13 protein-coding genes are annotated in these 12,293 nt (G+C 48.4%); 8 read left to right on the forward strand and 5 right to left on the reverse strand.

Translation table 11 applies throughout. The annotated features are described in order from the left end of the window. The first annotated feature begins 28 nt into the window (after positions 1 to 28). Positions 29 to 1,516, forward strand: coding sequence for an LCP family protein (locus ACMUEV_RS21570; RefSeq protein ID WP_190647678.1), 1,488 nt, complete (start codon positions 29 to 31; stop codon positions 1,514 to 1,516). A 148-nt stretch (positions 1,517 to 1,664) separates the two neighbouring features. Beyond that, positions 1,665 to 3,359 carry a DUF3352 domain-containing protein gene (locus tag ACMUEV_RS21575; RefSeq protein ID WP_190647676.1) on the forward strand — a complete coding sequence of 565 codons (1,695 nt, stop codon included), beginning with the start codon at positions 1,665 to 1,667 and terminating at the stop codon, positions 3,357 to 3,359. Here the strand turns inward: ACMUEV_RS21575 and ACMUEV_RS21580 are convergent. Then, the gene (locus ACMUEV_RS21580) at positions 3,356 to 3,664 is read right to left on the reverse strand and encodes a TMEM14 family protein (RefSeq protein ID WP_199329227.1); all 309 of its coding nucleotides are present in this window, start codon (positions 3,662 to 3,664) and stop codon (positions 3,356 to 3,358) included. The two genes, ACMUEV_RS21575 and ACMUEV_RS21580, sit on opposite strands and share 4 nt — an antisense overlap. Positions 3,665 to 3,690: 26 nt before the next feature. On the opposite strand from ACMUEV_RS21580, the gene ACMUEV_RS21585 reads away from it, so the two are divergent. The 3 genes from ACMUEV_RS21585 to ACMUEV_RS21595 all read left to right on the forward strand — a co-directional run bounded on the left by ACMUEV_RS21585 (position 3,691) and on the right by ACMUEV_RS21595 (position 5,715). Then, positions 3,691 to 4,611 (forward strand): isopenicillin N synthase family dioxygenase, encoded by a 921-nt coding sequence (locus tag ACMUEV_RS21585; protein WP_190647675.1) that lies wholly within the window; start codon positions 3,691 to 3,693, stop codon positions 4,609 to 4,611. A gap of 191 nt (positions 4,612 to 4,802) precedes the next feature. Continuing rightward, the gene (locus ACMUEV_RS21590) at positions 4,803 to 5,150 is read left to right on the forward strand and encodes a hypothetical protein (protein WP_017287172.1); all 348 of its coding nucleotides are present in this window, start codon (positions 4,803 to 4,805) and stop codon (positions 5,148 to 5,150) included. A gap of 4 nt (positions 5,151 to 5,154) precedes the next feature. Beyond that, on the forward strand, positions 5,155 to 5,715 hold the full coding sequence (locus ACMUEV_RS21595) for a DUF1802 family protein (protein ID WP_190647674.1): 561 nt from the start codon (positions 5,155 to 5,157) through the stop codon (positions 5,713 to 5,715). Between the two features lie 67 nt (positions 5,716 to 5,782). On the opposite strand, the gene psb27 is transcribed toward ACMUEV_RS21595, so the two are convergent. From psb27 to ACMUEV_RS21610, 3 genes are all read right to left on the reverse strand, one after another. Further along, positions 5,783 to 6,178, reverse strand: coding sequence for a photosystem II protein Psb27 (gene psb27 / locus ACMUEV_RS21600; protein WP_017287170.1), 396 nt, complete (start codon positions 6,176 to 6,178; stop codon positions 5,783 to 5,785). Positions 6,179 to 6,248: 70 nt separating this feature from the next. Continuing rightward, positions 6,249 to 7,106, reverse strand: coding sequence for a Tab2/Atab2 family RNA-binding protein (locus ACMUEV_RS21605; protein WP_190647673.1), 858 nt, complete (start codon positions 7,104 to 7,106; stop codon positions 6,249 to 6,251). 54 nt (positions 7,107 to 7,160) lie between these two features. Beyond that, positions 7,161 to 7,541 carry a hypothetical protein gene (locus tag ACMUEV_RS21610; protein WP_017287168.1) on the reverse strand — a complete coding sequence of 127 codons (381 nt, stop codon included), beginning with the start codon at positions 7,539 to 7,541 and terminating at the stop codon, positions 7,161 to 7,163. Positions 7,542 to 7,736: 195 nt separating this feature from the next. Here ACMUEV_RS21610 and ACMUEV_RS21615 point away from each other — a divergent pair, with 195 nt between their 5' ends. Then, entirely contained in the window at positions 7,737 to 8,360 is a 624-nt protein-coding gene (locus tag ACMUEV_RS21615) for a hypothetical protein (RefSeq protein ID WP_190647672.1), read from the forward strand. 111 nt (positions 8,361 to 8,471) lie between these two features. Here ACMUEV_RS21615 and apcB read toward each other — a convergent pair whose 3' ends face one another. After that, a complete protein-coding gene (gene apcB, locus ACMUEV_RS21620) occupies positions 8,472 to 8,981 on the reverse strand; it encodes an allophycocyanin subunit beta (protein ID WP_017287166.1) in 510 nt (169 codons plus the stop codon). A gap of 411 nt (positions 8,982 to 9,392) precedes the next feature. On the opposite strand from apcB, the gene glnA reads away from it, so the two are divergent. Both glnA and ACMUEV_RS21630 read left to right on the forward strand, forming a co-directional pair. Continuing rightward, the gene (gene glnA, locus ACMUEV_RS21625; protein ID WP_017287165.1) at positions 9,393 to 10,811 is read left to right on the forward strand and encodes a type I glutamate--ammonia ligase; all 1,419 of its coding nucleotides are present in this window, start codon (positions 9,393 to 9,395) and stop codon (positions 10,809 to 10,811) included. A gap of 151 nt (positions 10,812 to 10,962) precedes the next feature. Next, positions 10,963 to 12,078: a class I SAM-dependent methyltransferase gene (locus ACMUEV_RS21630; protein ID WP_017287164.1), complete on the forward strand. Its 1,116-nt coding sequence runs from the start codon at positions 10,963 to 10,965 to the stop codon at positions 12,076 to 12,078. Positions 12,079 to 12,293: the final 215 nt, after the last annotated feature.

Here is a 12,293-nt window from a genome sequence, read left to right on the forward strand (position 1 = left end):
CAAAAATTTTGGTGTGGTGAGGAGTCCTGTGAAAAGCGCGAATCAACGTTCTGTGAATAAGAAAGTTCAGCCGACAAAACCTGTGCAAAAGCCGATGCCCAAAGTTGCTTCAGCCCCAACTAAGCGCAAAAAGAAACCGGCTAAGCGATCGCAAGGAATGCGGCTGTTGTTTATGTTTCTTTCTTTGAGCGGCATTGCGATGATTTCAGCTACGGCAGGCGCATTGGTTGCCGTTTCTCTCGCCAGCACACCCTTAATGCAGCGGCAACTTTCTCCGGCAGAAGCCTCGATTTTTGGTAAGGGCGATCGCTTCTCGACCCGCATGAGTTTGCAACTGCCCGCCTTGACCCGTCCCGTCAATATTCTGGTCTTGGGCACCAAGGTTCTTACCAGTGATGTCAATAACGCTCCAGAAAATCTCAAGAAGCTCCCCTATCACGCATTGGTGAATTCCTTTGAGGGATTGACGGACACCATGCTCCTGCTGCGCTTTGATCCTGAAACGAAGAAAGTCGTCGTTCTCTCGATTCCGCGCGATACCCGCACGTATATCGCTGACCATGGGATGACGAAGATCAATGAAGCGAATGCTTACGGCGGCCCCGCGCTCAGTGCAAAATCAGTGAGTGAATTGCTCGGTGGCGTGGGTATCGATCGATATATCACGATTAACGTCCAAGGGGTGCAAGCACTCGTTGATGCCCTCGGTGGTGTCACCATGCATGTCCCAAGAGACATGAAATACCAAGACGATAGCCAACGTCTTTACATTAATCTCAAAGCAGGCAGACAGCAACTCAATGGCGAGAAAGTTTTGCAACTCCTGCGCTTCCGGTACGACGAAAACGGCGATATCGGGCGGATTCAGCGCCAGCAAATGGTCATGCGAGCTTTGATGGAACAGTCTTTGAATCCTTCGACTGTTTCGCGGTTTCCGAGTCTCTTAAATGTGGTGCAATCGCACATTGATACAAATCTGACGGTGGAAGAACTAGTCGCTCTCACGGGCTTTGCGTCCCAGGTCAATCGATCGAATACGAAAATGCTCATGGTTCCGGGAGAATTCAGTTCGCCCGGTGAATATAAAGCGAGTTACTGGTTGCCTCATCCCGATCGCATCAAAGAGATCATGGCGCAGCATTTCAATTTCGGAACCTCGACCCTGGAGAGCACTGTACCTGCCGCAGTAAAAGTCGCGATTCAAGACAGCACCAAGCAAACCAAAAGTATTCAAACCGCTAAGACCGCTCTCGAAAGTGCAGGCTATCGCAATGTATATGAAGGGAAAGAGTGGAGTGAGCCGCTCAGTGTCACTCGCATTGTTGCAGAGTGGGGTGATGTCAGCAGTGCAGAAGCGATTCGGCGCGCGCTAGGGTTTGGAGAAGTGCGCATTGAGAATACAGGAGATCTGCAATCAGATATCACGATTCAACTGGGTAAAGATGCGCTGCAACCAAGAAAAGCTCAGCCTCGTCCAGCCGCAGATAAAGCAACCAAAACGGAGCCGACAAATTAGCGATCGAATTAGGAAAGGGTCAGATACATCCAGAGATTAGGGAAGGACAAACCGTCCTATCTCCTCAATTTCCATTTTCATCACCCCGAACCCCATATCCTTTGCTAAAGTGGCAACGGCAATACTACATCCCGACTTGTCGCCTCCCATGAACGCCCAGACGAAACCGAATTCTACAAAGCAAAGACCTCCTTTGCCGCTCACGATTGGCGCTGCGGCTGCCTTAGTTGGCGGTGGTGCGATCGCATTTTGGGCACTGACTCGACAGCAGCTCAACGTGATGCCGATTGGGGCAAATGCGATTCCGCAAGATGCATTGATGGTCGTTTCGGTTTCGACGGACACCGGAAAATGGCAGCAATTAAGAGAGTTTGGGACACCACGATCGCAAGCTGCTTTTGATCAAAGTTTGGTGCAATTTCGCGATCGCTTCTTGAAAAATCGCGGCTTGGAGTATGCCCGCGATATTCAGCCTTGGATCGGGAAAGAAGTCACAATGGCATTTTTGCCACCGCAAGCCGGGGTAACGGTTCCGAATCCGGGTCAGCCTGCTGCTCCGCCGAATGCTCAGCCGACCGTGATGGTTGTGCCGATCGCGGATGCGTTGAAAGCCAAAGATACCCTCGAAAAATCGCCTGCAACTCAGGGTGCAAAGTGGACAGAGCGCGATTACAAAGGCGTGAAAGTTCGGGAAAATCAAGAATCTGCCAATCAAAGTACTTCGATTGCAGTGTTAGACACAACGCAAGTGCTGGTTGCAAACAATCCGAACGCGATCGAACGCGCGATCGATACGGTGAAAGAGGGCAAATCGCTGGCACAAACGCCGGGATATGGCGAAGCATTGACGCAGATTCAAGAAGAAAATGCGATCGCCCGCCTCTATGTCAACATTCCTGCGGCGGCAAATACCTCTGCTGCAAATTCGAGTCGTCCAATTCCGCCCCAGACGCTCGCTCAACTGCAACAAAATCAAGGCTTAGCAGCAACAGCAAAGCTAACCAATGAGGGCATTCAGTTTAAAGGAATTTCCTGGCTTAGACCCGATAGTCAACGCAAACTGAATACAGAGAACACTGCAAAAACGATTCCAACTCGCCTGCCGACTGACACATTGATGATGGCATCCGGTGGAAATTTGAAGCAATTTTGGCAAGATTACACCCAAGGCAGTGCATCGAATCCAATTCAGTTTGTCAATCCTGAAGCCTTGCGGCAGGGAATTAGAACAACGGTGGGGCTAGATTTAGAGAAAGATCTGCTCAACTGGATGCAAGGTGAATATTCACTCGCCTTACTCCCTGCACCTCAAGGCGCACCTGCAGCACTGCCTGCAAGTTTAGTCTTTATGGTGCAAACCAGCGATCGACGTGCCGCAGAAGCGACGTTGAAAAAGCTCGATGAGGTGATGGCGACTAAGTACGCCTTTAAGGTGGAAGAAGCAAAAGTAGAAGGACAATCGATCGTGAATTGGTCACTGCCTGCTGCAAGTGTGAACATCACGCGCGGTTGGCTCGATGGCAATGTTGCATTTTTATCTTTGGGTGCGCCGATCGCAAGTGCAATTCTGCCAAAGCCGACGAAAGCTTTGGCAGAGAATGAGCTGTTTCGCAAGAGTACGCAGTCCGAACTAGCTCCGCATAATGGCAACTTCTTCGTCGATATGGATCGCGTGCTCAAGTTGCAAAATTTCCCACTGCTTCAGATCCCTGCGGCAAATCGCACCGTTTTGGAGGCAATTTCTTCGATCGGGGTAACGGCAGCAGTGACGAGCGATCGCACATCTCGCTATGACGTTTTTGTCGGCTTGAAAAAGGGCAATACCCCTGGGGCACTGCCTTAACGAGCTAACAATACCCAAAGAAATCCGACCGTGGCAATCAAACTAAGAATTGCCATCAATCCCGCAGGCATAAATTTGCGAGTTTTTGACCAGCGTAGGCTGAAAAAAACGAGCAATTCTACTGCAATACAAACTGCAAGAATTAATCCGCCATCAAGATTGTTCAGCGTCACATAAGCTGCAATCCACAGTACGATCGCGTTTCCCAAACCTGCAATCAAAGAAATCTGGCTTCTCGCTTTGAGGTAGCCGATGATCCCACCGATAGCGATGAACAATCCGTAGAGTGCAATAATCAAGGTCACGATCGCAATCCTCCAAGACTACAGCCATGATGCAACAAACCATTCCAGTTGTCGATCTGCAACTGTTTCTGCGTGGCGATCCAAGCCAGCAACAAACCTTTATCGCGACACTCGGACAGGCTTTAGAAACACTCGGCTTTTTTGCCGTGGTGAATCATGGTGTCGATCGCGATCTGATTCAGCAGGCGTATCAACAAGCTGAGGCATTTTTTCAACGCTCAGACGATGTGAAACTGCGCTACGAAGACGCTGCATTGAATGGACAGCGAGGCTTTACTCGATTTGGGAAAGAACACGCAAAAGACCATCCTGCACCGGATTTGAAAGAATTCTGGCATGTCGGGCGAGAGAACCATTTAGCAAATCTTGATCCGATCGAGACTCCTGAGTTTTGCCCTGTGATGAATCAACTGTATCAACAGCTTGATCAATGTGCAGTCACTTTACTCGAAGCTTGTGCGTTGTACTTAGAAGAGCCGCGATCGTTTCTCAGCAATATGACGACCTCAGCAGATTCGATCTTAAGAATCATTCATTATCCACCGATTCCTGAAGATGCTGATCCAGCCAGTTTACGCTCTGCACCGCATGAAGACATTAATTTGATTACGCTCTTATGCGAAGCGACTGATAGTGGTTTGGAACTTTTACAGCGAGATGGAACGTGGCTTGCTATTCCCAATATCCCAGGACAAATCATCGTGGATAGCGGTGATATGCTTCAGCAATTAACCAATGGATTGCTGAAAAGTACAACACATCGAGTTGTCAATCATGGCGATCGCGATCAGCGATTTTCGATGCCTTTCTTTGTGCATCCGGTTGCTCAAACCGATCTGACCCCGCTCCCATCTTGCATCACCAAAACGGGCAACGAGGTGAAATTCCCAAAAATCACTGCAGGCGAGTATCTCCAGCAGCGATTAGCAGAAATTGGACTGAAATAAGTTAGCCACCCGCTGCAAACGTTGCCATAATTGCCACAGACAGCAAGATCCCTGGGATCAGCATCAGAATCAGCATGAATAAATCGTGGGTGTTCATTATGTGAGCGCTCCTGGTTTTGTCTATGTTTATCTTAGGCAATGCGATCGTGATCCCATCGATCTAAGGCTTGAGAAACCCTTAAGTTTTGACGATGAATAACTTCTCCTTCGATGAGCTACAGAAAAAAGACTTACTGACGGCATTGGGGCTTTGGCTCATGGTGGAGGTTGTCAGTTTTGTTTTATTCCCGTCCTTGGGATTGATTAATCCGGGCGCTAGACTGAGGGCATGGTTTCTGCTGAGTATCCCCTTTGGGCTAGGCGGAGCCGCATTGCTGAGTATGAGTTCTCGATTTGTCGCAACCGCAGGCTATCGTCCTCAGCGCAAATTGTCAGAATTGATCGGTCAGTTTGGTGGTTGGATCGGACTCGCAGGTATTTTATTTCCATTTGTGATGGTGTGTCTGGAGTTTTTCTCAAACCTGAACCTCTCCAAATAGATTGATGAAACAGGCATTAAAAGAGTGGGCGATCGCAGTGGAAGCCCTCGAACGAGGTGAAACAATTCTGCTGTTACGCAAAGGCGGAATTCGGGAGACAGCGGGACGATTTGAAGTTCCGTTCCAACGAGTTCTGCTTTATCCCACGTTTGAGCATCAAGATCCAAACCTGCTGAAAACCCCAAATGTCGAGCGGGTTGAATCAGGCTGGCATCCGAAACAGGTAAAAATTAGCTCGATCGCAGAGATTACACATGTTTTACAAATCAGCGATCCAGAGATTGTTCATGCCTTATTGCCGTTCCATATTTGGAATGAACGCTTTGTCGAGGAGCGTCTGAAATGGAAACCGCGATCGCCGTTGTATTTACTGCTGCTTAAAGTCTCTCGATTGGCAGACCCTCAACTGCTTCCCTATCGAGAAGCTTATGGGGGGTGTCGATCGTGGATCGAAATCGATGAAATCAACGTCGATCAGGTGACTCCCGTTCTTAGCGACAAGGAGTATCTCGATCGTGTTGAACAGATTCAAAGCCTAATTTTTCGATCTCAGACGATTGCCTGATCAGAAAATGCTGCATTAAAAAACGCCAGACTCTCTTGAATCTGGCGTTTTTTAATGTCCAATCGGGTTAATTGCCTCGTTTGAGGAAGGTTTCCACCTGATTAAATTCTGTGGTCAAGCGATCGACCATTTTTTGAGGAACCGGGCGATTGGGATAGGAACTATAGTGTCCAGCCAACGAATTCACGGCTGTTCTCATGGTTGTAAACGAACTCAGCTTCGTCAAAGCAGAATCTCGACGATAGCGAGAGGCAAAATCATTCATCAACTTACGGGCATCAGCTTGGGCTGCCGCTCGATTCGGTGAATCCGCAGGCAGCGTGATCGCCGTTTTGAGGGTATTAATCACAGTAAGCGTATCATCGCGATAGTTGCCCGTCAGCCCGCCAGCGGGAGAGCAGCCCACAAGAGCAATCGACATGACCATCACTAGCGCCAGCAGGCGAGACAAAAAGCGCTTCATAAGCAGGTTGCGTTAAATAATGAACAAACGTAACAGTTTTCTCATCCTACCGTGATTAGGAACCGTAGGATCACAATGCGATTTCTTGCAATAGCCAAAATCCGGCAAACGCTTCGACATCCGGGCTTTCTTGAATCGCTAAAAAATGGACTTGATGCGATCGTGCCTTTGCCGCTTCAAACTGCTGCGCCTCGGGAACAGCGCGCTTATCTAAAGTGGTTAAAATCCAGCGATCGTTGACCCCGGTTTCTAACAGCAGTCGATTCTGGGTCTCGGCATCAAATTTCACAGCCGCAATCTCTAATCCCGACATCCAAGCTGCCATCGCGGTGGCTCGGGCTGAGTAGATAATGATGCCCGAGACAGGAGCATCCGGTTCAAGCTGCGCCAAACTCATGGGAAAGGCTTCTCCGAATTCGATCGACCATTCCCCCATTTCCGCAAAGGCTTCAAAGGGTAGAGTTGCAAACGTCCATTTCTGTCCTTGCAGCGCATCAGGCAACACTTGGGCAGGGGTGATTGGAAACGTCACCGAAGGATTGATCGAAGGCTGATATCCGGCTTCTTTCGGATAAACATTTTGAGATCGATCTTGCAGCCAGCTTGCCAAGGCAAACGTGCGCCGACTCAGTTGAGAAGGCAGATCTAAGCCATCACAAGCAGTCGTAATCATGTTGTTCATCGCCTGCCGGAAAAACCGAATTTTATCCGGTGGATTGGGAGCTTCAGCCATGGCTGCTGCGATCGCGTCTTTTAACCAGCCTGAATTTACAGTGCTGCTCGAGCAATACTGCGAATAGCGAAACAGCTTTTCTGGCTGAGCATCAACTGTGGTCGGGCTTTCACAGATCAGCACTTCCCAAACTTTTTTATTTTGCTCATCCAAAATTGGACGTGAATAGTAATCGAGTTCCCAAATAGTTGACATAGAAAACTTCAGCAATCGCGCGTTAGAGACATCTAACTCCTAGCATCTTTCGGATCACCCTATCGAAACGGTTTGCATCTGTTGGCAAGCTTGAATGCCTAAGTGCGGATTTGCCCGATAGCGATCGTCAGCAACCCACACACTCACCTCTCGATTCGCTGAGATGAAATATAAATATTCTGCGGTGGGATCATATTTCAAGCCTACCTTCAGGTTCGAGAAATCATCCTCACAAATCTCAAATCCAAACCGCACTACAATCTGTGCAACCAGACATTCTGGCGTGTCCTGTGCCTCACCCAGCGCATCTCGCTCTTGCCAAAATGTTTCTAAAAAAGACTCTAAGATCGGCAGCATTTTCTCTGGCGCACCTTTGCGACTGGCGTAAACAATCGCTGGATTTCCCTCAACAATGATGTGACAAGGAACTGGCATAGGAAAGCGATATGAAACGATGCCACCATCATATGCACAGTTTTACCCTCGCAAACGACCGCGATCGCTGAAAATTTTGGGTTTTAGGGAAATTCACGGTGGAGAACCCACTCGCTTGATTCGCAAAATGTGCTTAGCTCTGCGAAAACAATCGTTACAATTCAAACCCATCCTGCAAACCCACACGTCAATCCTATGTCCTCTGTTCGCCCCATTTCTGCTGACCTTGCTCCGACCCCTGATCCTGCTCGCTGCAAAATTCTAGACTCCCGGAGTCAATATCGAGCCTGTCATATCTGCGTGCCGGATTCCGATGAGCGACTTGCCGCGATCGTCGTTGCTGATCGCTATTACAGCTTTTTTCGACTCGTGCAAGATTCTCAAAAAGCTCTGCAAATTGCCGCCAAACTCGTTTATCGAGGAGATGAAGTTGCGATTACTCGAACGATGAAAGGCGATGTGCTTTGGATCTATGAAGCAGATGCCCAAGAGGAAAAAGCGCAGCTAGACAAGCCCAAATCTGTCAAACCCTCAACTTCCTACGACATTCCTCGATCAGACTCAGGATTATGGAAGATTCTGACATCTGAGCGCGATTATCAGGTGTGTCAAATTCGCGTTCCAGATGTGGCGAAACCGATGGCTGCAATCTATAGCGATCGTGAATATTACAGCTATCTCAGAACAGTACGCGAACAAAACCAAGCGATCTCGCTGGCAGAACGCCTCTCTGATAAAGGACTTGCTGCTCGTATTACTCAAAACAGCAAAGGCTGGACGCTGTGGGTCTTAGAGGCAGAAGCGATGCTTCGGACTTGAAGCCATTCACCCTGACATTTTTCTTGTCTGAAACGAGTTTCGGCTCGACTCAACGCCCGAAATTCGAGGGCTGAGCCGAGCCGAAACTCGTTTCATGGGAAGTGAATTCAACTACAGATCGTTTTCACCGAGTTCACGCGACATGTAATCAAAGGGTTGATCCAGGAAGCTCGTATCAGCAATTCCTGCCGCTGCTGCTTCTGCTTTGACGATATCCTTCATGATTTGAATTCCCCGGACGGTCGGTCCTGAAGGCACACCTAACGAGTTATAGGTTTCGCGCAAACCTTCTAGAACGCGCTCATCCAGCACATCCGTGTCAGCCGCAACCAAGGCATAGGAAGCATAGCGCAAGTAGTAATCCATATCGCGCAGGCAGGCTGCATATCGACGAGTCGTATAAGCATTGCCACCGGGGCGAATCAACTCAGGATTCTCATCAAACAACTGCAGCCCGGCTTGACGAACAATCCCGGCTGCATTGGAGGTAATGAGCGCAGCTGCCTGAATGCGCGCCATTCCGGTAGCAAAGTAGGATTTTAGGCTGTCGATCGCATTGCGATCTAAGTAACGCCCTGTAATATCGTAATTTCTAATCAGGCTGGTCACTGCGTCCCGCATGAAAGTCTTCTCCCAAATTTTGGTTCAATGTGTCTATATTTCTGTAGACAAGAGTAACGAACCGCCCCACAGCAAGTTGTATAGGCTCTCGTATCGTAAAAGATTCAAGCTCAGTTTACCACGCAGGTTTGAGCCTAATTTGAACCGTACCGTGGGGAATCCCGCTAGATGAGATAATCGTTACAATTTTTAATCCATACACTCGATCGGGTTACGGAATCCGCGAATGTAATATTTACGATCTTTAATTTAAGCGTTAATTCTTTCGGACACGGAGCTTTCCGTAGCCTAGGATACAAAATTACGGGAAGCCTGTTTTTACCATGATGCAGGACAGATTTGCTTGAGGCGATCTGATTCAATTCTGCGCTCAGCGTTGAGCAAAGCTACGCGATTTACTAGGAGTATTTCATGGCGACCCCACAAGAGATCTTGGCAAAGATCAATGACGAGAATATCGAATTGATTGATCTCAAATTCATCGATACGCCAGGGATTTGGCAACATCTCACCCTGCATAAGAGCCAAATTGACGAAAGCAGCTTTACCGATGGCGTTCCGTTTGACGGATCGAGTATTCGGGGTTGGAAATCGATCAATGAATCCGATATGGCGATGGTTCCCGATCCGGATACTGCCTGGATCGATCCATTTATGGAGCATCCAACGCTGAGCATGATTTGCTCGATTCAAGAGCCGCGTACGGGTCAGCCTTACAGCCGTGATCCTCGCTCGATCGCTCAAAAAGCTGTGGATTATTTGAAATCTACGGGGTTAGGCGATACGGCGTTCTTCGGACCTGAAGCGGAGTTCTTCATTTTTGATGATGTCCGTTATGACCAAAACCAGCACGAAGGTTACTATCACGTTGATAGCGTAGAAGGGATTTGGAATTCTGGTCGTCAAGAACCGGGTGGAAACTTGGCGTACAAGCCTCGCAACAAGGAAGGGTATTTCCCGGTTGCACCGACCGATACGTCGCAAGATATGCGATCGGAAATGCTGCTGACGATGCAAAAGTGCGGCGTGCCGATCGAGAAACATCACCACGAAGTTGCAACGGGTGGTCAGTGCGAATTGGGCTTCCGGTTCGGAACCCTGATTCAAGCGGCTGACTGGTTGATGACGTACAAATATGTGATCAAAAACGTCGGTCGCAAGTATGGCAAGTCGATTACGTTCATGCCGAAGCCGGTCTTTGGGGATAACGGTTCGGGTATGCACTGTCACCAATCGATTTGGAACAATGGCGAACCCACCTTTGCGGGCGATCTGTACGCTGGATTGAGCCAAAATGCGCTGTGGTACATCGGCGGAATTCTGAAGCATGCGCCTTCTCTGTTGGCGTTTACGAATCCGACCACGAACTCCTACAAGCGCTTGGTTCCAGGCTTTGAAGCTCCGGTGAACTTGGCATACTCGCAAGGAAACCGTTCTGCTTCGGTGCGGATTCCGTTGTCTGGCACGAACCCGAAAGCAAAACGCTTAGAGTTCCGTTGTCCTGATGCAACCTCGAACCCCTACTTGGCATTTGCCGCGATGCTCTGTGCAGGGATTGATGGAATTAAGAACCAAATCGATCCGGGTTCTCCTTTGGATGTAGACATCTACGAACTCAGCCCTGAAGAGTTGGCGAAAGTCCCTTCGACTCCTGGATCTTTGGCAGAAGCGCTGAAGAACTTGGAATCGGATCATGAGTACCTGACCACAGGTGGCGTGTTCACTGAAGACTTCATTGAAAGCTGGATTAGCTACAAGCTCGATCGCGAAGTAATTCCGATGAGCATTCGCCCGCATCCGTATGAGTTTATGCTCTACTACGATTGCTAATTTGCTGAGTTGAAAGCTGAATTGAAAAGGAGCGATCGAGCCAATTAGCTCGATCGCTTTTTTCTCGAAATCTAACTGATTACAGACTATTTCGCTCTTAAGAGTTCGTTACAATTAGACAATAGTCTTAGAGTGTCGTCTCACACAAATCATGCCCGATACATTAACAAAGTTGGCGTATCAGACGTTTCAGCAAGGCAAAAGTTACTTTGGGTTGATGCATAAAGCTGTTAGTACCCAAGTCTTGAATCTTGTCGCACCGCCCTCGATCGAACAAAAAAGAAAGGCAAAGCCGCTCTCTCTAGAATTGATTCAAACCATTCAAAAACGAATGGCTGAAGTTCTCGAAGCGGATTGGCAGGATGTCGAAAAAGGCGTTTATCCAGCGAGTCTTGTCTTTGATAATCCTTGGGAAGATTTTTTCCGCTACTATCCGGTGATGTGGTTCGATATGCCGGAAATGTGGCAGCGCGTGAATGCGAAGCGATATCAAGAGTTTGATGCAGGAGTTGAGACAGAAGGCTTACCAAGCTACTATGTGCAAAATTTCCATCATCAGACGAATGGGTATTTAACCGATACTTCTGCCAATCTCTACGATTTGCAGGTTGAAATTCTGTTTAATGGCACGGCTGATCCGATGCGTCGCCGGATTTTAGCTCCATTGAAGGAAGGATTGAAGGCATTCAGTGATGTTCTACCTTCGCAGATTAAGGTGCTAGACGTTGCTTGTGGCACAGGGCGGACTTTGAGAAACATTCGAGGAATGCTGCCGAAGGCTTCTTTGTATGGAGTGGATTTGTCGGCTGCCTATTTGAGAAAAGCAAATCAGTTGCTGTCTCAGTTCGAGGGAACTTTGCCCCAGTTAGTGCAAGGAAATGCGGAAGAATTACCTTACTTAGATAACTATTTCCATGCGGTGACGAGTGTGTTTTTATTCCACGAATTGCCGCCCCAAGCGCGTCAGAATGTGATCAATGAAGCATTTCGAGTGGTGAAACCGGGTGGAACATTTATCATCTGTGATTCGATTCAGATGAGCGATTCGCCGGAACTCGCTCCTGCAATGGAAGGGTTTCCTGAGACGTTCCATGAGCCTTATTACCGCCATTACATGACCGATGATTTGGTGGCGCGATTGAAAGAGGCAGGGTTTGGCGAAGTTTCAGAACAGGTGCATTTTATGAGTAAGTACCTGATTGCGAGGAAACCTGGAGTCGTTGCGCCCGAAGTGACGAAGGTTGCGACAGGTATTGCGATCGAATAAGGGCAGGCTGCGTTTTCGGCGGATCGTGTCCCCCAAATCCCCCAAACTTGAGAGATTTTGAATGGGAGAAGTTCCTTGAATTGGAGGGCATTTCCTAGTCAAAGTCTCTCAGAGTGGAGAATTTAACATTGGGAGCGAAGCAAAAACATTCGTCCGAGATGTTCTATTGATAAGCCATATAAAATATGGATACGACCTTACTGCTGAGAACATCT

This window comes from Leptolyngbya sp. FACHB-1624, from assembly GCF_047649235.1.
In the GTDB taxonomy this organism is placed as follows: Bacteria; Cyanobacteriota; Cyanobacteriia; order Leptolyngbyales; family Leptolyngbyaceae; genus Leptolyngbya; species Leptolyngbya boryana.